The organism is Paenibacillus sp. J22P90, from assembly GCF_059692195.1.
Genome location: NZ_JCAUAY010000002.1, coordinates 934,885 through 958,999, shown reverse-complemented (window position 1 = coordinate 958,999; position 24,115 = coordinate 934,885). Strand labels below are relative to the sequence as shown.

Annotated in this window: 21 protein-coding genes; 17 read left to right on the top strand and 4 right to left on the bottom strand. The window is 48.0% G+C overall.

The features are described 5' to 3' along the window. The first annotated feature begins 214 nt into the window (after window positions 1–214). The 7 genes from AC58UX_RS09010 to AC58UX_RS08980 all read left to right on the top strand — a co-directional run bounded on the left by AC58UX_RS09010 (window position 215) and on the right by AC58UX_RS08980 (window position 7,415). The gene (locus AC58UX_RS09010) at window positions 215–4,120 is read left to right on the top strand and encodes a carboxypeptidase regulatory-like domain-containing protein (protein ID WP_497251592.1); all 3,906 of its coding nucleotides are present in this window, start codon (window positions 215–217) and stop codon (window positions 4,118–4,120) included. Between the two features lie 186 nt (window positions 4,121–4,306). Further along, complete coding sequence (locus AC58UX_RS09005; RefSeq protein ID WP_497251590.1) at window positions 4,307–4,540, top strand: S-layer homology domain-containing protein; 234 nt, start codon at window positions 4,307–4,309, stop codon at window positions 4,538–4,540. Further along, on the top strand, window positions 4,537–4,893 hold the full coding sequence (locus tag AC58UX_RS09000) for an S-layer homology domain-containing protein (protein ID WP_497251588.1): 357 nt from the start codon (window positions 4,537–4,539) through the stop codon (window positions 4,891–4,893). Before AC58UX_RS09005 ends, AC58UX_RS09000 begins: the two co-directional genes overlap by 4 nt. A gap of 323 nt (window positions 4,894–5,216) precedes the next feature. Continuing rightward, window positions 5,217–6,140, top strand: coding sequence for an NAD(P)/FAD-dependent oxidoreductase (locus AC58UX_RS08995; protein WP_497251586.1), 924 nt, complete (start codon window positions 5,217–5,219; stop codon window positions 6,138–6,140). Between the two features lie 27 nt (window positions 6,141–6,167). Then, a complete protein-coding gene (locus AC58UX_RS08990; protein ID WP_497251584.1) occupies window positions 6,168–6,407 on the top strand; it encodes a glutaredoxin family protein in 240 nt (79 codons plus the stop codon). A gap of 31 nt (window positions 6,408–6,438) precedes the next feature. Then, a complete protein-coding gene (locus AC58UX_RS08985; RefSeq protein ID WP_497251582.1) occupies window positions 6,439–7,011 on the top strand; it encodes a peroxiredoxin in 573 nt (190 codons plus the stop codon). Between the two features lie 131 nt (window positions 7,012–7,142). Further along, a complete protein-coding gene (locus AC58UX_RS08980; RefSeq protein ID WP_497251580.1) occupies window positions 7,143–7,415 on the top strand; it encodes a hypothetical protein in 273 nt (90 codons plus the stop codon). 62 nt (window positions 7,416–7,477) lie between these two features. Here the strand turns inward: AC58UX_RS08980 and AC58UX_RS08975 are convergent, their stop codons facing one another. Then, the gene (locus AC58UX_RS08975; protein WP_497251578.1) at window positions 7,478–8,548 is read right to left on the bottom strand and encodes a LacI family DNA-binding transcriptional regulator; all 1,071 of its coding nucleotides are present in this window, start codon (window positions 8,546–8,548) and stop codon (window positions 7,478–7,480) included. A 233-nt stretch (window positions 8,549–8,781) separates the two neighbouring features. Between AC58UX_RS08975 and AC58UX_RS08970 the strand changes: the two genes are divergently transcribed. After that, window positions 8,782–11,898: a beta-galactosidase gene (locus AC58UX_RS08970; protein WP_497251576.1), complete on the top strand. Its 3,117-nt coding sequence runs from the start codon at window positions 8,782–8,784 to the stop codon at window positions 11,896–11,898. A 142-nt stretch (window positions 11,899–12,040) separates the two neighbouring features. Here AC58UX_RS08970 and AC58UX_RS08965 read toward each other — a convergent pair whose 3' ends face one another. Then, window positions 12,041–12,277: an AbrB/MazE/SpoVT family DNA-binding domain-containing protein gene (locus AC58UX_RS08965; RefSeq protein ID WP_171630232.1), complete on the bottom strand. Its 237-nt coding sequence runs from the start codon at window positions 12,275–12,277 to the stop codon at window positions 12,041–12,043. A gap of 271 nt (window positions 12,278–12,548) precedes the next feature. On the opposite strand from AC58UX_RS08965, the gene AC58UX_RS08960 reads away from it, so the two are divergent. From AC58UX_RS08960 to AC58UX_RS08920, 9 genes are all read left to right on the top strand, one after another. Next, a complete protein-coding gene (locus AC58UX_RS08960; RefSeq protein WP_497251574.1) occupies window positions 12,549–13,403 on the top strand; it encodes a sugar phosphate isomerase/epimerase family protein in 855 nt (284 codons plus the stop codon). Window positions 13,404–13,406: 3 nt separating this feature from the next. Continuing rightward, on the top strand, window positions 13,407–14,423 hold the full coding sequence (locus tag AC58UX_RS08955; protein ID WP_497251572.1) for a Gfo/Idh/MocA family protein: 1,017 nt from the start codon (window positions 13,407–13,409) through the stop codon (window positions 14,421–14,423). Between the two features lie 18 nt (window positions 14,424–14,441). Further along, a complete protein-coding gene (locus AC58UX_RS08950) occupies window positions 14,442–15,224 on the top strand; it encodes a glucosamine-6-phosphate deaminase (RefSeq protein ID WP_497251570.1) in 783 nt (260 codons plus the stop codon). Further along, window positions 15,214–16,395, top strand: a complete 1,182-nt coding sequence (locus AC58UX_RS08945) for an N-acetylglucosamine-6-phosphate deacetylase (protein WP_497251568.1) — start codon at window positions 15,214–15,216, stop codon at window positions 16,393–16,395. Before AC58UX_RS08950 ends, AC58UX_RS08945 begins: the two co-directional genes overlap by 11 nt. Before the next feature lie 74 nt (window positions 16,396–16,469). Further along, the gene (locus AC58UX_RS08940; RefSeq protein WP_497251566.1) at window positions 16,470–17,396 is read left to right on the top strand and encodes an AraC family transcriptional regulator; all 927 of its coding nucleotides are present in this window, start codon (window positions 16,470–16,472) and stop codon (window positions 17,394–17,396) included. Window positions 17,397–17,410: 14 nt separating this feature from the next. Beyond that, entirely contained in the window at window positions 17,411–18,487 is a 1,077-nt protein-coding gene (locus AC58UX_RS08935) for a Gfo/Idh/MocA family protein (RefSeq protein ID WP_497251564.1), read from the top strand. Window positions 18,488–19,027: 540 nt separating this feature from the next. After that, window positions 19,028–19,999, top strand: a complete 972-nt coding sequence (locus tag AC58UX_RS08930; protein ID WP_497251562.1) for a GNAT family N-acetyltransferase — start codon at window positions 19,028–19,030, stop codon at window positions 19,997–19,999. A gap of 301 nt (window positions 20,000–20,300) precedes the next feature. After that, window positions 20,301–21,500 carry a GNAT family N-acetyltransferase gene (locus AC58UX_RS08925; protein WP_497251560.1) on the top strand — a complete coding sequence of 400 codons (1,200 nt, stop codon included), beginning with the start codon at window positions 20,301–20,303 and terminating at the stop codon, window positions 21,498–21,500. 108 nt (window positions 21,501–21,608) lie between these two features. Next, on the top strand, window positions 21,609–22,205 hold the full coding sequence (locus AC58UX_RS08920) for a hypothetical protein (protein ID WP_497251558.1): 597 nt from the start codon (window positions 21,609–21,611) through the stop codon (window positions 22,203–22,205). A 58-nt stretch (window positions 22,206–22,263) separates the two neighbouring features. Here AC58UX_RS08920 and AC58UX_RS08915 read toward each other — a convergent pair whose 3' ends face one another. Continuing rightward, window positions 22,264–23,127, bottom strand: a complete 864-nt coding sequence (locus AC58UX_RS08915; protein ID WP_497251556.1) for a transglutaminase family protein — start codon at window positions 23,125–23,127, stop codon at window positions 22,264–22,266. Further along, window positions 23,124–24,083, bottom strand: coding sequence for an alpha-E domain-containing protein (locus AC58UX_RS08910; RefSeq protein WP_497251554.1), 960 nt, complete (start codon window positions 24,081–24,083; stop codon window positions 23,124–23,126). The genes AC58UX_RS08915 and AC58UX_RS08910 overlap by 4 nt, the downstream gene beginning before the upstream one ends. Between the last annotated feature and the right edge of the window lie 32 nt (window positions 24,084–24,115).

Here is a 24,115-nt window from a genome sequence, read left to right as displayed (position 1 = left end):
CTGATCCGATCTTAATTTTGTATTTGTAACCGTATTCATCAATTCGGTTGACTCCTCTATTTTTAGAGGTGCAACATACAGGTAAACAATAAAAGCAGAAAGGGGGATCGAAAGAGGAAAGCAAAGGAGATGGTTTGGAGTTTCAGGGATAACATCATTTATTTAAAGAACTGGCTGAATATTACTTTTTTTAACACGAAAGGGGTAATTTATGTTGAGGAAAAAAACCATGTTTTTCAAAATGGTGTCTACACTTATCGGTGCTGCTATACTTATGCAAGGGATCTGTATCCCCTCTGTCTCGGCAGCGGAAGTGCAGAATGTAGCCACCTTTGCGGATGTTGTGGAGAAAGCCGGTAATGATGACATAAAGGCATATGGCACGGCATTAGAAGCGAAAACCATTTCGGCGACACTTCAAAGCGGAACAGTCCTCGCAGGATCAGGGACTACATACTATGTTGACTCTGTAGGGGGAAACGACTCAAATAATGGAACAAGTGAAGGCACGGCTTGGAAAAGCATTGATAAGGTAAACTCAAAAACCTATCAGCCTGGCGACAGGATTTTGTTTAAAGCGGGTGGTACATGGACGGCCCCGACAGCGCCGAAGGTAAAGGACTCTTTTCCCCTCGAGATAGATACGGATAACGATGGTCGTCCCGAAGTGTTTCTGGCTCCCCATGGCTCTGGCACATCGGCACAGCCAATTATTATTAGCGCGTACGGCACCGGCAATCTGCCGAAAGTTATAGGTAATGCGAATGTTAACGATGTAGTGACGTTAAAAGACCAAGAATATTGGGATATTTCAAATCTTGATATCAGCAATCAAGACCCTAGTTTTGACCCGAACAATACATCGAGCACAACAAATGCGGCGTTGATGGGAAACTTGCGTGGAGTCCATGTATATGGTCAGAGTCATAGTGATGACGGTATAACGCCAGGTGGTGTACTAGACGGAATTAGGCTGCACCATTTGTATATCCATGATATAAGCGGACATGTTTATTGGGGAGGCGGCCCGACGGACAGAGGATATCCCGGCGTTGTCGGAAACATGGGAGGGGCAAGTAAGCGGACAGGCGGTATCGTTGTTGAAGTATGGGAGGCGACGACAGAAAGTGATTTGACTCAAGCGCAGAAGGAGTCTAACACCCAAGACCGCCCAATCACCTTCAATAATATTGTTATGGAATACAATGTGATAACCAACACTTCTTTTGGTGGAATCACAGTCAAGCAATGGGGGGGGCAGGGCCACCCCGAGATAAGCTTAGGTGATTTCTATGTTGCTGAGGAACCGGCGACATATGAAAATTGGTACACTCGCACTGGTGCGGACGCGAGCAATAATTATTATTCAGCGGGCTGGCATCCGCATAAAAACATATACATTCAGAATAACTATGTCAGCAACAAGAGTACAGGATATGGCTGTAACGCGATAAGAGTTGCAAGCGTTGACGGCGGGATTGTCGCGCATAACGTCGTTTCAAGTGCGGGTACCAGCGGTATAGAATTGGATTATGCGAATGATATCGTCGTTCAATTTAACGAAGTATTCGGCACCACAAGGAAAATGGGCGGGGCCGACAATAACGGCATCGATGCAGACCAGTATACGAGCAACATCTTAGTGCAATACAACTATTTGTATGGTAACGGCGACGGCTTTTTACTTTGCGGTTGGAATACCTTTAGTACGGCGGTCTGGAGATATAACGTAATCCGAAACTCCGGCTCCGGCGACCATTATATAGCTCTCTACTCCACAGCAGGCTACAACTTTGTACACAACAATTTGTTGTACAGTACAAATAATGCGACGAGCTTTGTAGGAAGACCAGGCGGTTTTAATGTAGATTACGCAGCCAATCCGCTCTATTACTATAACAACATTTTCTACAACGCTTCCACGGGTACAGCAAGCCCCGCTCTTTATCAAGGTACCTATAGTTATTACAGCAATAATAGTTATTATGGAACAGGAGTAACGGCACCTTCATCAGATCAAAATGCGGTTACAATTGACCCGAAATTTCAGGGGAATTTCACTACAGACTTAAATGCTTTTAAGTTAACTCAAGATTCACCGCTGATTAACAAAGGCAAGGCCGTGACATATCCTGCTAACTATGGAGGCGTTTTTGTCAATCAATATGTAAATAAAAATATTGATTTTTATGGCAGTACTCTTGGCACTAAATCGGATATAGGAATTTCTGAATATCAATTTAGTGGCGGCATGGGAATAATAAGAGGCTATGTCAAAGACCAAAATGGCAATCCTGCGGCAGGCGCAACCGTTACAATCAGCGGAACCTCTAAGTCAGTGACGACACAAAATAATGGTTATTATAGTCTCGGAGAAGTAGCGGCAGGAAGCAGTTATACACTAGATGTCACAAAAGCTGGGTATGCTGTCAGCGAACAGGTAGCACCAGTATTTGTGGCGGGTGACACGGTAGATCTTAATTTGGTATTGGGTACACCACAGTCTAACGCTGGACATATTAGTGGTACCGTTACGATAAGCGGTGGAATTGCTGTTGCTGGCGCGAAGATTGTAATGTCCCTTGGTGACACCAATTATGAAACGACAACCGATAGCGCAGGTAAATATTCACTTGAAGTGCCTGCTGCAAGCGGATATACTCTACAACTTACAAAGAACGGCTTCAGGGATCAAACCAAAAATAATGTAGGGGTTCAAATTGGCAGTGAAACACAGTTTAATTTTGTGTTGCAGTCAAATGATTTCTCAAATACGGCTTATTTCATAAATGACGATTTTAATTATAGTACAGGTACATTTAGCGGAAATGATGTATGGTCTACATACGGAAATTCATTTGGAACGATTGCAATTGTAGACGACCCTGCAAACGCGGGAAATAAATATCTTCGTATCAATAAGACTTCTGGTTCAAGCTCTGCCAACGGAATCGGTCTATTCAACAAAAATGAAGCCAATTTGAGCGGCATTGTAACTGTTGAAGCAAGAGTGATGCGTACGTCTGATTCAGCAAGTAGTAATCAGATTCAAATGTTTCCATTTAATAAAAGTGATTGGAACAGCACCACCCCACATTCCTCAACGAATCGACTTGGTACTTTTGCATTTTACAGAGATGGTACCGGTCGTCAGATTATCTCGCATTCAGCTAACAACGGAGCGCCAGATGCGGGAGATTATGCTTTAAATCAATGGCAAGTAGTCAGAAACGTCGTAAACCTTAATACAATGACATTCGATTTTTATGTGAATGATATGACTACGCCGGTATTAACAAACTATCCATTGAGAACGAACACTCGAAACGCAGTTGATCGATTTCTGTTTTACTCGAACTCAGTTAATAACGGGGATTTATTAATCGACTATTTCCGCATAAACACGGGTACACCTTATGATTATGTAACTGAAGTTGCTGTAACTCCAACGACTGCGACAGTGCAGCAGGGCGGTACCACATCGTTCAGCGCTTCTGTTACCGGCACAAACAACCCAGCCCAGACAGTAAATTGGAGCGTGAGTGGAAACCACAGCAGCGGTACGACAATTAACAACTCCGGTGGACTCACAGTAGCATCGGATGAAACTGCGACTACTTTGAAGGTTATAGCTACTTCCACAGTAGACTCTTCCAAATCTGGTACAGCAAGCGTTTCGGTCACGAAGTTGTATAGCTTGACAGGAATGACGGTTAATGATGTTGCCAACGCCGCAGATTGGTCGATTCGAAGTAATATACAGATTGGGGATATTCTTTATGGAGACCGTTCCTATACCATTGTTTCCTTGCCTTCGACATATGTGAGTGCCGATTGGATTCGAACAGCCAATGATTCTAAAAGTTATACGGGATCGTCTCTCGTTACGTTTACTGTAACCAGGGATTGCACTGTTTACGTAGCGATTGACGACAGGATTACCAGTAAGCCTTCTTGGCTCTCAACTTGGACAGATACTACGGATAATTTGACCCAGAACGAAAATGGTGTAACTCGAACTTTTAGTATTTATAAGAAGACTTTCGCTGCCAACTCCCAGGTTAGTTTGGGTAATACTGGTGCAACCACGTATGATAACTATTCCGTTATTGTTAAGTAAGCTATGAATTTCTACAAAAAGGCATAAAAACTGGTTGAAAAGCTGTTATGCCAACAGGAAACGTTTGTTCAATAGTACAGCAGCTGACCAGGACTTTATTTTTTCGTCCATGGCTGCTGTTTTGTATTTTGATCAGTCTAATACATATGTTTCGGAGTCTGATGGTTTTATTATTCGAAAAACAGCGTGGATTCAATACATCTAGTCTGCTTCTCGAGACCGAGAGAAGCACATTTCAGCAAATATACGGCGAAGCATGTTCCTGTCTCCTTTCAGGATATGAAAGGGTACGATTGGGCGAGCGAGGCTGTGCTTGGACTGGCTGCACGTGAAGTCATTCAGGGCAGAAGCGAAGGGCATTTTGTTCCTGAAGGGCAAGTAACTCGAGCGCAATTCGTTCAAATGCTAGCTTCGGTGTGAATGATCGAATCAGCCGGGAAGATATGGCAGTGCTCATCTATCGAGTCTCGAAGCTGCTGAAGATAATGACTAGTGCGGTTGATGGCACAAACGGTAAGACTTCTGGATTCTTGGACAAGGAAAAGACATCGGATTATGCCAAAGATGCAGTCTCTGCTTTGCAGCAAGTAGGTTTAATGAACGGAATGTCTGAGGGCTTTTTTGAGCCTAAGGGTAGCTCTACGAGGCTCAAGCGGCTTCAGTTATATATAGACTGTATCAGACGATATAGTCTATATATGAAAAATGATATGCTAACCATAAAATATGAAGACGACAAAGCGGCCGGCACGATCGGCCGCTTTGTTATGTGACGAGCACATCATCCTCGATTAGAACCATGGGTATGATTGAAACTAACATAGTTTCTATGTTTTAATGTTTTAAAATCTAATTTATAGGGTCGTTGTTGTACTAGCTAGCACTCCTCATCATCCCTGCGGATTATTTAGTTAGGGGATTAATCTTGTTACTGCACGTATTAGAGGGATTTTCATGTCTTGTCGTTGGACTACTACTATTATTATTATTTAGAATAATTATAAATAAGGTTGACTTTCTCTCTCTTTTATTTATAATAATTATTATCTGATACCCATTATCAAAGTTAACTGCCGTTTGGAAGGAGCATATCGCGATGTATGATGTCATTATTGTTGGAGCTGGTCCCGCGGGAGCTTCTGCCGCGATTTATACAGCAAGAGGGAATTTGAAAACGCTAGTTATCGATAAGGCACCGAATACGGGAGCTTTAGCCATTACACATAAAATCGCCAACTATCCCGGTGTCATTGGTGAATTGTCGGGGAAGGATTTGCTGGACACGATGCGTGACCAAGCCAAAGGCTTTGGAGCCGAGTTCATCCAGACAACAATTACAGATGTGGATCTGGAAGGTGAAACGAAGTATGTGTTCACCGCAGATGGGATGTATGAAGGTAAATCTATCATCATCGCAACAGGTTCAAAGGGACGCAACCGTATGCTGCCAGGTGAAGAAAATCTGATGGGGCGCGGAGTAAGTACATGTGCGACTTGTGATGGTGCATTTTTTGAAGGGAAAACGGTCGCTGTGATCGGTGATTCTGAAGAGGCACTGGAGGAAGCACAAGCGTTAAGCAAGTTTACGAAATCCATTCACTTCGTGGTGCCGCGCCCTGAACTGCAAGGTGTTCATCACGTTCCAGAGTTGAAAGGCACGAACATTCTTTACAAAACGAAGCCGCTTGAAGTGCTGGGAGAACAGCGAGTCCAAGGTCTCAAAATTCGGACAAGCTCTGGCGCCGAGGAAGTGCTGGACGTGGATGGCGTGTTTGTATTCCTATCTGGCAGTAAGCCAGGTACGGATTTCTTGCAAGATCAAGTCCCTCTCGATGAGGATGGCTTTATGATTTTGGACACCTCGATGCAGTCGCCAGTTTCCGGTGTTTTCGGAGCGGGCGAGGTAAGACGTACTCCTGTCAAGCAAGCTGTTGTAGCCGCTGCCGATGGTGCGATTGCCGCCATGGCGGTAGATAAATTTATTAATAAACGGGCTCAATTGATCCCCCAATACAAATAATCCAAACCCTTTAGGAGATGACCAACTATGTCAAATGTAATCGTATATTCCAGTACAAACTGCCCTTATTGTGTCCAATTGAAAAAATATTTAACAGATCAGCAAGTCAATTTTGAAGAAAGAAACATCGATTTGAATGATCAATACGGACAAGAGCTGCACGATATGGGCTTAATGTCATTGCCTGTTACTGTCATTGGTGAGCACAAAATTCTAGGTCTCAACGTCACTAAACTCAAAAAAGCACTAGCCGAAGTCGCTAGCTAATCTAATCATATACCCAAAGGAGATAAACATCATGACTACACAACAACTTAACGTTCAATCCCAGCCTACTTTTGCTAAAATAGGGCTGCCAGCACCTAGCTTCTCCCTGCTATCCACGAAAAATATGGAGACGCTCGAGGAAAAAATCTCGCTAGAAGACTTCCGCGGCAGATGGCTTGTGTTTTTCTTCTGGCCATTCGATTTCACATTCGTTTGTCCGACAGAAATCACAGCGTTCAGCGACCATTATGAGCAGTTCCTTGATCTCGACTGTGATATCGTAGGCGCTTCTGTAGATAGTGTCTACACACATCGTGCATGGACACAAACACCGCGCGATAAAAGCGGAATTGGCCCAGTGAAATTCCCATTGGTCAGTGATTTCTCCAAGGAAACGGCACGTGCCTATGGCGTGCTAGATGATGAAACGGGTGCTGCGCACCGTGGTTTGTTCATTATTGATCCTGATGGCGTGCTGCGCTATCAAGTGGTAACGGATATGAACGTCGGACGCTCGGTAGACGAGACGTTGCGCGTGCTTCAAGCGCTGCAAGCTGGCGGACTGTGCCCAGCGAACTGGAAACCAGGCGATCGAACACTATAAGCGAGAGAATTCTAGTCCCAATCGACATGTTGTCGGTTGGGGCTTTTGCCTATCATCCTTTGATTCGTATTCGAACCTACATTTGAAGTATAATAAGGTGAATATAGGTAGATAGTGAGGTCGGGTGCAGCATGGCGTCCATTGCGGACAAGGTATTTATGGGTTCTTTGATATTAATGATGGTAGCCGTAGTCGTCAGCGGGGTTGGCTTTCAATTCGTGAATTGGAAAACACAAGTAAATGATGAGCTAGAGGAAGAGACGAAGTCGAGCAGTAATCGGAAAAAGGCAGTGATGGATCGCCAAGATAAAAGTCTGAAACGCATCGGGCGGTCTTACTTATTTTGGATTGCGCTTGCGGGCATGCTAATTTCCATTGGGCTTAGTTATTTATCAAATAGTTAGTTAAAAAAAGCGTATAGCTGCTCATCTTCATGATGAGTGCTGTACGCTTTTTTGGTTAGCGGTTAGCCGGAGTCCCGCGCGATGAAACGAGAAGAGAGCACAACCTTTTCCACCTGTCTGCCCGGGTGCTGGAGTCGGTAAAGCAGCGTTTCAACTGCTCGAATGCCGAGTGCTTCTTTTCCGAGCTCAATGGTGCTGAGCGCTGGGGTTGCGTAGGCGGCCGCCTCGATATTGTCCAGCCCAATTACCTTCATTTGGCCAGGTACGTCAAAGCCGTGACGGCTTAAGATCGGCAGCAGGGCTAGCGCTAGGTGATCATTGGCGCAAACAAAGCCATCAGGCATCGTCTCCTGCGATAAAGCAGCCACTTTGCGCTCCAATTGATGAAGCATATGAGGCGACGAGTAGGCGATTTGCCACTTTTTCAAATGGTAGTGCTCAGCCGGTCCAGCGGCCATATCCTCGAGCGCCATGCGGCAGCCCCACCAGCGCTCTTTGAAGCTGACGGCGAATTGATCATCGCCAATGAAAATCACACGCTTCGCGCCCGCGGAGAGCAAGCGTTGACAGGCCATTTTGCCTGCGTCCAAGTTATTATTCAATACACTATCCACTTCGATGAGCGGTTCATTATGGTCAATGAGGACGAGCGGAATACCGCTTTGCTTCAAGGAGATGACCGACTGCGCAGGAAAAGTTCCTGCTAACAGCTGCCCAATGCAGCGAGAAGGATCAAGATAGGAAGGCATCTGCAGTCCAGACTGGTGGTTGGGTGCGATCGGAACGATGAGATGTTCATAGCCTAGATCTTTGCTGGCGGTGGCAATGCCGGAGAGCACCTTTCCCCAAAAAGGATTGTCCTGCAAATAGGTAGACTGAATCCAGACCAAAATATAGGGCGTCATTTCGTCTGTCCGATGTGGACTTTCTTTGGGTTCATGGCTTGATGCTGGAACGCTCTTCGGTGTGCGCTGCCCCTGCTGGAGTGTATAGCCCATCGCTTTGGCAGTCTCCTGAATACGAAGTCTGTTCTCTTCACTAACGCCCGATTTACCAGATAGAGCTTGCGAGACTGTGTACTTGGACAGGCCAAGTCGGTCGGCAATTTGCTGCATGGACACTTTTTTACTCATGAGAAACATCCTTTTATGTTAAAAATACTTGGTGAGTTCACAGATAACCTAACAAATCTATTGTTATTGATTAGGTGGATATTGTCAATGCCCGCTATTTTAATGAAGGTAAAGAAAAAAAGATTGACCTATTCCAAGGAAATGATTAAATTATGTTCATAAAATAACATTGTTAGCCTAACAAAAATAACAAAAAAACATTTTTAAAAACACCCACTTGGAGGATGAGAAGCATGCTATCAACGATCATATTTTACGATCCAACGTTTCCATACGAAGGCATTCGACCAGACGACAAAGCGATCTCACAGCTTGGAGAAATAGGCACAGTTGTTGGAGCAGAGGGACTGGAAACGGCGCTGCAGCAGGGGGCAGATAACTTCATCCATCTCCACGGACGTTATTTTCCGAAGTCAGCTTGGAACGGGATATTAGCACATGCGCGCAAAGGCAAAGGATTCGTACATCTAGGCAGCGCACCATTCAGAGTACCAGCCTATCTAGGGGCAGAGGGATGGGAGCTGGAGATCGAGCAGACAGCTTACCATCAGCAGCTTCAAATTCATGAAATCCTTTCCGTGGATGACGCACCTATTGTTCGCTATGCCGCGAATGCTGAGTTACCGTTGTTAGCTGGAAAAGAGGATCAGTTTGCTATTCAGCCAACAGTTGGATTCGCTTTGCACGTTACGCGGACCGACGATCACCCCGGTCAAATCGGTTCCAGCGGTCCGATGGATGCTCATTTCACACCGCTTCTGAAAGGTATATCGAAGGAAGGGCGCGAGGTTGCGGCACCGATCGTGCTTCTTGAGAATACGAAGGGAGCGTATGCGGGTGGCCGTTGGATTTTTGCCAATGTGGTCACAGATGAAGGTTTCTGGAGCAACGGAGGAGCCGCGCTAGTTGGAGAGTTGGCTGCGTATACGAAGCGAGGCGTGACGGAAATTTGGTTCAAGCCGAACTATGCCTGTTATGATCCGGGCGATCGTGCAGCTTTGACGGTTCAATTGCAGACCTTGGCGAATCGTACGGGGGCGGTGTCGGAGAATGAGTCTTGGACATTCCACGTTCAGGTGCTCAAAGATGGGAATGGAACGCCTGTCTGGACGACGGAATTCGCAATGAACGCGTCACGCGAGCTCTCTTTTAAAAAGGTAAATATGCCTATCGATATCGAAGCGGGTTACTATACGGCGGTATGTAAAGCGGTTGCTAATACGGGGGAAACGCGCACGTTTAACCAAGGCTTCTGGGGGTATGATGCCGAGCTGCTTCGTGAAGGAACACCGATGTCTTGTGATCGCGACTACTTCTGGAAAGACGGCCGTCCGCTTCCGATCGTTGGGATGACGTATATGACGAGCGATGTGGCGAGGAAGTTTTTGTTCTTGCCGAACGTTTCCGCGTGGGATCGCGATATTGCGCAAATGGTCAAAGCGGGCATTAACCTGCTGCGTACTGGCGTGTGGTCGGCGTGGCGTCAAATCATGTTCGTAGACGGGCATCCATATGAGGAAGTGCTGCGCAGCATTGATGCCTTTATTTTGACTTGTAAAAGACATGGGATCGAAGTCACGTTCAATTTCTTCTCGTTTACCCCAGAGCTGTGGGAGGGCGTGAATCCGTATCTGGATCCGCGCAGTGTGGAGGCGCAGAAGCGGTTTATTTCTTCGGTGGTGTCCAGGCATAAAGAAACGACGAATGTGCATTGGGATCTGATCAATGAGCCATCGATGTTTAATCCGAGTAAGCCTTTCCGTGGGCCGCAGTCGGCGCATGATGCTTTTGAGCGTGAGGCGTATATTGCTTGGCTGGAGGAGCGTCATGGGGATATTCGCAAGCTGCAAGAGCGTTGGAATATGTCTCCGGCAGAGTTGCCGAGCTTTGCTAGCGTCCGTTTGCTGGATCCTTCTGAAGTCAATATGGGCACTACGGAAACGTTGGAGAAAAAGGGATCACCATGGCTGGATTACACCCTTTTCACCATGGACATGCACAATCGGTGGGCGAAGGAACTGATCGCGACGATTCGCAGCATTAACCCGGCCCAATTGGCCACAGTGGGTCAGGATGAGGGCTTAGGGGCGCAGCGGCCATCGCCATTCTTTTACGCTGAAGCTGTAGATTATACGACGGTGCACACGTGGTGGTTGATGGATCAGCTGGTGTGGGACGGGATTTTCTCCAAGGCGCCGACGAAACCAAGCTTGATTCAAGAAACGGGCATTATGTACGTCGAGACGGCAGATGGGCGTGCGAAGCGTTCGGAGTATGAGCTGCGTAATATTTTGGAGCGTAAATATGCTTATGCGTTCTCGACAGGCGGAGCGGGTGCTGTTCAGTGGATTTGGAATATTAACTTCTATATGAACAATATCAATGAGTCGCACATCGGAGCTCTACGTGCAGACGGGACTGAGAAGCCAGAAGCGGATGTTTCGTATGATTTCGGGGCATTTATGGGCGAGATTCGAGATCTTTTCGTGGGCCGCAAGCTGGAGGATATCGTTGCTGTGTTCCCGTATTCGAATGATTTTTCCACGCGAAAAGTAGCCGGAGACGCAACAGCGAAGCTGACTCGCACGTTGGCTTACGGGATGAATGTACCGTTCCGCGGCTTGAGCGAGTATCACTTGGAAGCTTTGGCGTCGGATCAGCCGAAGCTGATTATCGTGCCGAGCGCACATAACTTCAGTGATGCTGCATTGGAGAAGCTGACGACGCATGTAAGTGAGAATGGCGGAACGCTGCTGTTTACGGGGCCGCTTGGATTGAATGAGTACTGGGCGCCGGTCGCTAGGTTGACTGATATCGTAGGTGAAACCGTGCTCAGCAACATTGTACGCGAAGAGGCGATGGTGTTGGACGGTGAGATGGTTCCTGTGTCCTTTGGTGGAGCACGAATCGCTCAGCTGAACAAGGAAGTCACGCTTTCCGATGATGGGGGCTGGAACTCGCAGCATGGTGTTGTTCGCAGCTACGAGCTGGGCAAAGGGCAGCTGATCTGGTGTCCACTCCCAGTGGAGTTAGGCGAGCGCAGCGATGTGTTGGAGAAGCTGTACACGTATGCGATGAAGTCAGCTGGCGTTGAACGTGAGCTGACGTGGGTGAAAGGCGGACAGCTGCCAGGCATTTACGGTCGTAAGCTGAGCTTCGATGCCGGCGCGTTGTTTATCTTCGTCTCGGAGTTCGGCGTCGACTCACCGGTCGAAGTGACCGATCCGGCAACGGGCCGGAGCTACGCTTTCGAGCTGGAAGCGGAGCGAACAGTGATGTTCGCCGTGAACACTGCGGGCGAGTTGCTGGCTGTGTATCGACCTGACCAGGTGCAGGTGAAGCTGAAGTAGTTTGATGGAACCCCTGAGTGAGAGGACGTTGGCTCTCATTCGGGTTTTTTTTATGCTAACGCAAAAAAAGCCCATCAGGGTCATATCCACATCCCCTGTGAGCTTTTCGCCGTCTAGCCAATGTTCTTGCGCGCGCTTACAATTAAGTAATCTCATCAATACAATTACTGCAAACGAGTTTCCCTTTAAAATAGGTCATGTCCTCAAAGTTCCCACAGAACACACAAGCAGGCATATACTTTTTAAGCGTAATTCGTTCAGGATCCACATAAACCTCGATAGCGTCGCCAATTTCAATATGGAGTGTCCGTCTCAGCTCAATTGGTAAAACGATCCGCCCCAGCTCGTCTACTTTTCTTACGATTCCCGTTGATTTCATACGTTTGGCCCCCTTCCTTCATACATGAATTGCCTTCATCACCGAGTCATTGAGATCACGTTGTGTATACTATATTCGACAATATTACTCAAACTCCTTTTATTGACTGAGTCTGATTTAGGAGTAGAGAACTATTTCTTTCGATCCCCTAAAAGCGAAAAAAATGTAAACTAAGTTCAATAGAAACGTCAACTTTCCCTACTTTGAACTTGATATAGTAAGAAATATAGAAGACAGCATCATATACCAAGCTGAAGGCGGAGGAATTTCATTGATTTGGAATCGATTAGGCGTATTAACGGATGAGGTGTCTCCTAATTTTGAAGTAGCGGTGAATTGGGCTGCCGAACGAGGTTTAAAGCATGTTGAAGTCCGAGTTGTGAACGGTATCAACGTATCAGAGCTGGATGATGCTCAGGCAAATGACGTCCGCAAAGTGGTGGAAGATTACGGATTGTATGTATCAGCCATTGCTTCTCCTTTGTTTAAATGTGCGCTAGACCCGAAGCGGAGGGTTCAATCGGGGGACACCTTCGGACAGAAGGAACAGAGCGTGGAAGAACATTTTACTAAACTGCACCGCGTCATTGCTATTGCGAAGTTGCTCGGGACGTCACGTATTCGGATTTTTTCGTTTTGGAGAGAGGTTGACCCAGAGCAGCACAAGGACGAGATTGTTCATCATCTAAAAAGAGCAGGAGAAATCGCAGCGAAGGAAGGCGTGACCTTGCTCCTTGAGAATGAGCCATCCTGTAATGGTGGCTTTGCGGAGGAAGTGGCAGCGCTTGTTGAGGCAGTCGATTCCCCGGCAGTTAGAGGACTCTGGGATCCGGGCAATGAAGCGTATGGCGCTAAAGAAGCGTTCCCGAAAGGCTACGAGCTCATGAAAAACGCGTTGGCTCATGTTCATCTCAAAGATGCTTACATCCGCGAAGATGGCACAGCCAAATGTGTGCCTCTCGGCTCTGGCAACGTGGCAGTGGCAGCGCAGATTAAGGCGCTTGAAGCTGATGGATATGAGGGTTTGTATACGATTGAAACGCATTTTGTTCCAGAGGGCGGCAGCCAGCTAACGGGTACGCGTATGACGCTGGATGCGCTTCGCGCGTTGTTAGAGGAGGTGTAGTCGTTGGCGAATTGGAGGTTCGGCATCATAGGCTGCGGATCGGTGGCTGATTTTCATATTGAAGCTATTCGTCAAATCGAGGAAGCAAGCTTAGTTGCGGTATCCAGCCGTACGGAGGCGAAAGCGCAAGCGGTTGCCGAACGAGAAGGCTGTTCGTGGACAGCGGACTATCGCGAGCTTCTTGCCAGGCCCGATGTGGATATCGTCTGTGTCACGACTTCAAGCGGCAGCCACGCAACGATCGGGATGGATGTTGTGAATGCGGGCAAGCATTTGATCATGGAGAAGCCAATTGCCATGAATGTGAAGGACGCAGAGCAGCTAGTCCAAGCGGCTAAAGCCAAAAATATCACACTCTCTGTCATTTCACAACGGCGTTTCGAAGCTCAAAATCAAGCGATTAAGCGGGTTTTGGACGAAGGGGCGCTTGGGAAGCTCCTTTTGGCGGAGGTATCACTTCCCTTTTATCGCTCCCAGTCGTATTACAACAGCGCCGAATGGCGGGGGACGATAGCGGAGGATGGCGGGGCTTTGATGAATCAAGGCATCCATTGCTTGGATCTGCTGCTGTGGTTCGCGGGCGACGTTCACACGGTCTTTGGCAAAATCGCCACCCAAACCCACGAGATGGAAGCCGAGGATTTGGGGCTAGCCATTCTGCAATTTAAGAACGGCGCCTTCGGCACGATCATGGCCTCGACCAGCATCTGTCCGGGATTTGCGGCAACGATCAATTTATATGGCGAAAAGGGCACGATCAAGCTGGAAGGCTCGACAATCGTCCATTGGACGGTCCCGGGTCGCAGTGAGCCGACTTGGACGGAAGCGGGTGCCTATGGCGGCATTACCGATCCGCGCAGCATCGCGTCGGATTTTCATCAAAGCCAGCTGTTGGATGTCATCGCTTCGATTGAAGCGGGTGATGAACCGCTGGTTACGGGAGAGTCGGGGCTGCGAGCGGTGCAGCTCGTGGAACAGATTTATAAGAGCGCGGCCGAAGGGCGGCAGCTGACTATATAAACATGGAGGTTCGATCCAATGAGTGAGCCACAAGTACATGCGCAGCCAATCTGGCAAGCACAAATCGATGCGTTGAAGGTTAACGTTTATCCCAACCGTAAAGCGCTGGGTTATGCAGCAGGATCAGATGCGGCGAACAAAATCAAGGAGCTGCTTGCCGAGAAGGCGGGCATCCGTATTATTTTCGCGGCAGCGCCTTCGCAGAATGAAATGCTTGAAACGCTGGTGGGCGATACAGACATTGACTGGACGCGGATTACGGTTTTTCACATGGATGAATATATCGGACTTTCTGAGGATGCTCCGCAGAGATTTGGACGGTTCCTGAGCGACCGATTGTTCGATAAAGTCGGGCCAGGGACTGTGCATCTCATCAATAGTTTGAATCCGGCCAAAGATGAATGCAGACGGTATAGCACACTTCTTGAGGAAGCACCGATTGATATCGTGTGTCTCGGCATTGGCGAGAACGGTCACATCGCATTCAATGACCCGCCTGTCGCAGATTTTGCAGATACCGAGCTGATCAAGCGTGTGGAGTTGGATGACGTGTGCCGCCAGCAGCAGGTGAATGATGGGTGTTTTGCCAGCTTTGCGGATGTGCCGACCCATGCTTTAACACTGACGATTCCAGCGTTGATGTCGGGAGCTCATCTGTACTGTTCGGTACCTGGCGTAACGAAGCATCAGGCTGTACAGCGTACCTTGAATGAGGCCATCTCAACCGAGTGCCCTTCGACGATTTTGCGCAGGCATCCGGATTGTAAGCTTTATGTGGACCAGGATTCCTATGGGCGATAAAAAGAGTGTCATTCATGCGCGCCATTATGCTTCTGGAAAGCCTGTTGCGATAACTGTCAGCGGCGGTCAGATTGCTGAAATAAATGAGCTTGCAGTGGCTGATGCAGATGCAGATGAGTTGCCGATTGCTGCACCAGGCTTGGTTGATCTGCAGATCAATGGCTATGCTGGATGCGACTTCAACCAGCTTCCATTGCAAGCGGAGATGGTCAGTCAGATTGTCCGTATGCTTTGGCGTGAGGGGGTTACATCTAGTTACCCCACGGTTATTACCAACAGCCCGGAGGCAATTGAGCAGGCTCTCGGCAGTATTGCGCTCGCCTGTGAGACGGATAGGGCGACGGAAAAAGGGATTGCGGGCATCCATCTGGAAGGCCCGTTCATTTCACGGGAAGACGGTGCGCGGGGCGCCCACCGTCTTGATGCTGTAAGGCCGCCGGATTGGGACCTCTTCTGCCGCTGGCAGGAAGCGGCTGGCGGCCGCATCAAGATCTTGACCATGTCGCCGGAATGGCCGGACAGTGTCTCGTTCATCGAGCGCTGCACGCGGAGTGGCGTGATCGTCTCCATCGGCCACACCGCGGCGGATTCCGTGCAGATTCGTGAAGCTGTCGCGGCCGGAGCACGGATGTCGACGCATCTGGGGAACGGGGCGCATCTGATGTTGCCACGTCATCCGAATTACCTCTGGGAGCAGCTGGCGCAAGAGGAGTTGTGGAGTTGTGTCATTGCGGACGGCTTCCATCTACCGGACCAAGTGCTGAAAGTGGTGCTGAAAGTGAAGGGAGAGCGGGCGATGCTCGTCAGCGATGCTGTATCCATCAGCGGCCTCCCGCCGGGTGTCTACAAGACGCACATCGGAGGGGACGTTGTCCTTACCTCAGAAGGCAAGCTTCATCTAGCCGCTGATCCCCGGCTTCTTGCAGGCTCGGCCCAGATGCTGCTGTGGGGTGTCGCGCACTTGAACAGACGGGGCATAGCCGATTTACCCGAAGCGTGGGAGATGGCTTCTACTCGTCCGGCGCGCTTAATGGGATTGCCTGTTGCGCAGGGCTTGACGCCCGGGGCACCAGCCGATTTCGTTCTCCTCGACAGAGAGGGGACGGACATTCATTTAAGGCAGACGTATAAAGCTGGCGAGTTGGTTTTTGAAGCGAGCTCTGGGATCTAGCAAGCTAAGGTTGTTCTATTCCGCCAATTGGCATATGCTTGAAGTAAATATGGCTTCGGACAGGTGGTAATTGTATGAACATGGAGAAGGGGATGTCCTATTTTCAAAGTAAATTAACGCTGAAAAAGGAGTTTCCTTTTAAAATATTCCGCTACTCCAGTCACACACTGAAGCAGCCCTTGCATATCCACGATTACACGCAGATCGCTTATGTGCGTAAAGGCATGTGCAACCATCAGCTGCGCGGCAAATCACTGAATGTCAGCAGAGGTGATATGTTCATTATTTTACCAGGTGTGGAGCACAGCTTGAGTGCCCTTGAAGAGCAGGAGTTCGAGGTCGTGCTGATTGATTTCCTGCCGTACTTGGTACGGGAGCAGTTGAAGCCATTTTCAGATACATTGCAGCCTCTTCTATACAATTCTACGGAGGACATATCGGAGCAGGGATTAAGCGCTTTGCCGCAGCCGTGGCTGCATATCGCCAAACCGAAGCAGCTGCTAGTTGAACAGCTCCTCCAAGATATTCAGGATGAATTCGAGCATCGCGAAGCGGGGTATGAATTTGCCATTTGTACGAGTCTAGTCAAGCTGCTGATCATCATGGACCGTGAATATCGGAGAGCGAGGCGATCGCGAAGTGTGCAGTCTACGTCGACAAGCCAGCATCCAATTGAAGAAGTAAAACGATACATCCAAGACAATTACAGTCAAGATATCCCGCTGGAGCAAGGGGCTTTTATTGCGAATATGGCGCCTGCCTATTTCAGTACGGTTTTCAAAAAAGAAACTGGCCAGAACTTCGTTGATTACTTGAACGAGGTACGAATTGAAAGGGCGATGGAGCTCATTCAGCGCAATATGCATACGATTACACAAATTGGCTTTCAGGTCGGCTTTCACCATCTCAGTCATTTCATCCGAACCTTTAAAAAACGAACAGGCATTACGCCTACTGAATATAAGAAAACGTTTGGGAAAAGTCTTAAAATCCATGGATGAAAGAGGTAGTTGTGATGACCAAGAAAATTGTAAAAGTTGGTATAATTGGACAGGGCCGCAGCGGGCGAGATATCCACGGTAACTTGCTCGTGCAGCTTCCTGAGCATTATCGCATTACGGCGGTTGCGGACTCTATATTAGAACGTCAGGAGTTAGCGATAAAAGAGTACGGTTGCCGGGCGTACGCGTCATGGGAGGAGATGGTAGCGAGTGAGGAGCTGGATCTCATCGTCAATGCTTCTCCAAGCCATCAGCATTTTCCGATTTCATTGGAGCTGCTCAATCGCGGACTGCATGTCTTGTGTGAGAAGCCGCTGGCTAAGTCCCCGGAGGAAGTGGATCAGCTGATCGAGGCGTCCGAGCGGACTGGTGCCATATTGGCGGTATTCCAGCAGTCCCGTTACCATCCAGCTTTTGTGCAGCTTCGCAAAGTGATTGAATCCGGCGTGCTGGGACGGATCGTTCAGATCGATTTCAGCTTGAATGGATTTGCTCGCCGCTGGGATTGGCAAACACTGCAAAGCAATAATGGGGGAAGCTTGATGAACACCGGGCCTCATCCGCTCGATCAGGCGCTGCAGCTGTTTGGTGCAGATGTGCAGCCGCAAGTCATGTGTATCATGGACAGAACGAATACGTTTGGCGATGCCGAGGATTACGTGAAGCTTCTTTTGCGTGGACCTGGAAGACCTACGATTGATTTGGAAATTTCATCCAGTTGCGCATTTCCGCATGAGCAGTTTAACATCCAAGGGACAAACGGTGGCTTGCACGGAACAGGCGATAAACTGGAGTGGAAATATTTTAAGCCGGAGGAAGCGCCAGAGCAAAAGCTGATCAAAGAGCCGCTTTTCAACGCAGACGGAAAGCCTGCCTACTGCAGAGAAACACTGCCGTGGCAAACGGAAAGTTGGGAGGTTTCCATTCCAGACGGCAAATCGGCTTTCGAGCATATGACGGAGAAGCTGTATCTGATGCTGTATGATACCTTAACAGAAGGCAAACCGCTGGAGATTACACCTCAGCAGGTACGCAGGCAGCTGTGGGTCATAGAGGAGTGCCAACGCCAGAATCCACACATTTATGCGTAATAGGTAAGGAGTAATCAAGCCCCGATCTCGCTTTGGTAGCGGGGGCGGGGCTTTTAGTGTAGTGGGGTTGGAGGGGAGATAGTCGATAAAACCGACTAATTCTGGTGAAATCGAGGTCTAGAGCATGAAGAAAGTCGATAAAACCGACTAACTCTGGTGAAATCGAGCTCTGTAGCGTGGAGATAGTCGACAAAACCGACTAACTCGGGATAGATCGAGGTCTAGAGCATGGAGATAGTCGATAAAACCGACTAACTCTGGTGAAATCGAGGTCTGTGGCACGGAGATAGTCGATAAAATCGACTAACTCGGGATAGATCGAGGTCTGTGGCACGGAGATAGTCGATAAAATCGACTAACTCGGGATAGATCGAGGTCTAGAGCATGGAGATAGTCGATAAAACCGACTATCTCCAGCGATTCCCCACCTCCGTAGAACAATTCTTATCATCTACCAACATTCAAAAGATTTACTTATATGCGTAATCGCCATGATATCCTATATTTTTCTTAAAGGATCGAACTCAAAGGAGGCGCACGATGAGCATTATTTACGAACAATTGGAAGCATCGCATTTAAGTGAAATTTTAGCGATATGGAATAAGGAATTATCAGATGCATTTCCGATGAGGCTCAGATTGCTCCAGCAGAATACGGTAGAAGACCGTATTTGGCTACAGGAAGGGTCCTGGGTGGCGTTAGAGCAAGTGACAGGGCGTGTTGTAGGATTCGTCGTAGCGAAAATGGCGAGTGAAGCAACTGAGAGCTTCGGGATTCGCAGCGACTTAGGTTGGATTCATGCGCTCATGGTCGATCGCTCGAACAGGGGAATCGGAATCGGAACTACGCTGCTTCGCAAAGCGGAGGATGCCCTTCGACAGGCAGGCGCTAAACGGATCATGCTTGGCAACGACCTGCATGGGCGCATGTTTCCGGGGATTCCCGACCATCTTGAGGAAACGAAACAGTGGTTTGAGAAGAGAGCCTACACCTATAAGGAGCTTTCCTACGATCTACTGAACACCTATGAAGCTGATCAGGAAATAACTTTGCCTACAGTCCATGAGGCGACATTCCGAATCGCTAGTCTCCGTGATCGTGAAGCTTTAACGGATTTTATGAGTCGCTGCTTTCCTGGCACGTGGGATTATCAGCATCGCGACTATTGGAAACGTGGTGGGACGGGTAGGGAATTCGTCTTGCTGGAGAGAGAGGGAGCGATCATCGGGTTCTGCCGGATGAATGACGCGCAGTCGCCGTTGTTAGCCCAGAACATCTACTGGTCGCCACTTTTCGAGGGAGAAATGGGAGGTATTGGACCGCTGGGAATCGACGAGAGCTTCCGTGGACATAAGTACGGTATCTCTATCGTACAAGCAGCTATACACTACCTGTTGCAGCGTGGGGTTCGGAACGTGGTCATCGATACGACGCCTTTTGTCAACTTCTACGGCAAGCTGGGTTATAACAGTTGGAAAAGCTACGCTAAGTATGACAAGGTACTGGATTAAAATAAATAATAGCGTAACACGAAAAAATCGAGTTACACGCGACGTCCAGGGCCAAAGAAGCCCCGTAACTCGAAAAAATCGAGTTACACGTGGCCACCATGACAAAAAAGAGGGAGCAGAAACGCCATCTAGACGAATCTGCTCCTTCTTTTTTACTTACTATTGAGCCTTCGAAATTCACTAGGCGTATATAGCACGTACATTCCTGCCCGCCTTCATTTTTTAAGAAAATGAATATTTATCGGGATGATGTTGGGTTGTCCATGTTAAAATAGAAGAAATTAGGATACTAGGAGGCACTATGGATCAGATCAGATTGTTAAAAGAGGATGAGTTTAAGGATAGCCTTGCCTTATCGGAGTTTGCTTTTCAATTTACGATAACGCCAGAGGAGCGGGAACAACGTCTCGCTGTCATGAAGTCCGAGCCGGTATGGGGATTTTTTGTTGAAAATCAATTAGCAGCCAAATTAATGATACTAAAGCTGAATACTTGGATTAACGGCAAGGCATTTGAGATGGGCGGCATTGCAAGTGTTGCGACCTGGCCAGAATATCGTCGCCAGGGAATGGTCGGCCAATTGCTGTCACATTCGCTAAAAACGATGAAAGAAGCCGGGCAGACCTTATCTTTTTTAGCGCCGTTTTCTTTTCCTTTTTATCGCAAATACGGCTGGGAATCATATAGCGAATTTGTTCGTTATGAAATTGCTTCCAACCAGCTGCCGAAGCCAGAGGTTGCAGAAGGGAGCACACTCCGTCGGGTCGAAGCGGATCCCGCAATCCTGAATCCGATCTACGAGGCGTATGCGAAACAATTTAACGGTATGTTGGTTCGAAACGAGGCGTGGTGGCCAAAAAGAGTTTTTAGTAGAAAACAAGGGATTGTCACCTTGTACCTGAATCCTGCTGGCGAGCCGGAAGGTTATATCATTTATCAGGTGAAGGAGAGAGTGCTCACCGTTCATGAAATGATTACACTAACCGAGGATGCCTATCGGGCGATGTGGCGTTTAATCTCCAATCATGACTCCATGATTGAGAAAGTCGCATGCCAGGCGCCGGCTGGCGACTCGTTGCCTTTCATGCTGGCGGATCCGCGAATAAAGCAGGAGATTGTTCCTTATTTTATGGCACGGATTGTCGATGCGGAGGCCTTCTTACGGTTGTATCCATTCCAGGCAGCTACGGATGCGCAAGCGGAAAGCAAAGCTTTGTATGTTCAGCTGCGCGATGGACATGCTGAATGGAATAACGGAACCTTCCGAGTCCAACCTGGGAATGGCGAGGGGAACGACGTCTCAAAGCAGGAAGATGTTCAAAACATCGAGGGCAATGACGTCATTTCGTGCGATATCCAAACGTTAGCGGCACTGCTGATGGGCTACAAGCAAGCCTCATTCCTGCATCGCATCGGCCGCTTGCAAGGTGATGCTGCCGAGATCGCGAGATTGGAACGTTTGATTCCGGAGCGAACAACGTATTTGACGGATTTCTTTTAAATCTTTGGCTTAAGTTTTTCTGGAAAAATGTCATGCAGCTTCGCATTTCCTTATTTGCTACCGAATACACTCTATTCGAATACATAGTTTAGTTGGAGGTGGCGCGTAGTGCATGATAATCAATTGGTCAAGACATTCGCGATTATTGGTGTATTCTCCTCGGTTCTAACTATTTTGCTCTATCTTGCAGGAGGCTTCATTGAAAAGTCCCATGTTTTGGATGTTACTGCAACAGCGGTCAGTGCAACATCTATTTTTGGCCTTCTCGCTATTTATTCGAACCAATTCAAGAAATTGGGCGTCTTCGGCATGATTAGCTTTATAATCGCCATTCTAGGTATCATCTGGGCAACTGGCTTTAGTTTTGCACACAATTTCGCGGGTCCGGTTTTGGAACGATTCCAACCTGGAATTATTGAGCGAGCTAATACACCGCAACCACTTCGGGATGGGGCATACTCGGCAGTGATATTGAATGGTCTTGGGTATGCCATGTATGGATTCTCTATGATTCTCGGAAAGGTGTCGCGATGGATGGCAGTTTTGTTCATCATTAGCGGCATCACGCTACCGCTTGGCTATTTGGCAGGAATACTGCCACTTACGCTTTTATTTTCTTTCCTCGTGCCAATCGCGATGCTCACGCTTTGCGTGAAACTGCTGAAATCAATAAAAGCAGCCAATACGACGTCATCCTCCTCATGAATAAGTTGGCTTAAAAGGCACGGATCTCTGATCCGTGCCTTTCTCATTCACCGAACCGCTATTCCACTAGCTTCACATCCACAATCACTTCCAAATCCTGCGTCCCCGAACCGCGATAGACGCCTTTGACAGGCACGATGTCGTTGTAGTCTCGTCCATGTCCAAGCTTGATATAGCGCCAATTGACTTCACAATTGTTCGTTGGATCATACCCAAACCAGCCAGCGCCAGGGATGAGACATTCCACCCAGGCGTGGGAGGCTTGCGTGAAATCCGCACTGCCTCCTTGCAAATCGCCGACGAAGTGATAGCCGCTCACGTATCTGGCGGGAATCCCTTTCTCTCGGCAGATGGTAATCATGAAATGGGAGTAGTCCTGACAAACACCACGCCGCAGCTTTAACATTTCGCCTACCGTGGTCTGCACGGAGGTTGCGGAAACATCATAAGTGAAATCGCGATTGATGGTGGTATAGATGGTTTTGAGCAGACCGAATAGGGGAATTCCATCATCGGCAATAGCGTCAGAATAAGCTTTTAACTCCGGTGTTAGCCCTGTGTAGCTGGTGGGCAATAAATATTCAGCATATTCATTCTGAAAGTCATCCCCGTATCTAGCCGCTTTCTCCTCATAGGGAGAGCTGACCGACACAGGTTTATTATCATTATCATGTGTAACGACCGTGGAGACCGATTTAATCGTGAGCTCACGATGGAGATTGTTGACGGTAAAAGCGTGCACACGATTATGGAAATAATCCGAATACGTGAAGAAGGCCGATACGGGCTCAGTTGTGATCGTATGAAGGTAACAAGACTGCCGATTGTCCGTCAACGGAGTGAGTCGAATTTCATTGACACTGTCCTGCGCGGAATCGGTGTAGGAATAGCGAGTAATGTGTGTGATCTCCAGCTTCTTCATGCGATAACCTCCTCCCGCGAGGGAAAAAAGACTTTTGACATTTTAGCCCCCATCCCGTTGCAGGAGTCGAGAAGTGTTTGTAATGTCGTTTCCAATTTGCCGGATTTCAAATCCTCATCATCCATGCAGGCCAAATTCGATTTCACTTTGCCAGCTAATTTGGCTAGCTTATGCACGGCATTCGTGAGTGCAGGATCGTCCAGTTGTATCCCTTTAAACGAGCGCTCCAACGACTGAATGGAGAAAGCGACGGATCGTGGGAAGGTCTCATTCAATAACAAAAATTGGATGATACTATTCAAATTGACCGTATCTGCATATTCTTTTCGATACGATTCGTATCCACTTACCGATTTCAAAACCGCAAGCATGAGCGGATACGAAGAAAAGTCCTCTTTAGCATATTCAGAACAGAGCGATCGAATGAGGCGCAACGTATTTTCAGCGCGTTCCAGATAGCGCCCGGCTTCAACGAAATGCCATTCATTCTGACGAGGCATGACGGACGTAGCGGCGCCTTGAAACATAGACAGCGTATCGCGGATAAAGCGATAGAACAGATGAGGCGAATCACTCGTGATATCGCGGACTTCTTTTTCTTTTAGCCACAAATAGAGTCCATTCAAAATATCCCACAGCTCGGAAGGCATCTTCTCCCGAATATTGCGTAGATTGGCACGTGCATGGTTGGTGCAGGCGAGTAGGGAGTTGGCATTATTTTTATCTAGTGTAATGTATTGAAGGACATGCTGTTCGGTGAAGCTACCGTATTGTTCCAGAAAAACCGCGCGATCGCCAATCGTATCGATCAGTCTGCTCCAGGCTTGCGTAGCGCTGCCCTCTCTGTCCTCACGAATATGATAGTACACATCGATCAGCCTAGCGTGATTCTCTGTTCTTTCCGAATATCGGCCGATCCAAAATAAAGCTTCCGCTGTTCGTCCCATCATCACCATATCAATCAACCTCCTATCGAATTGTAGGCCCA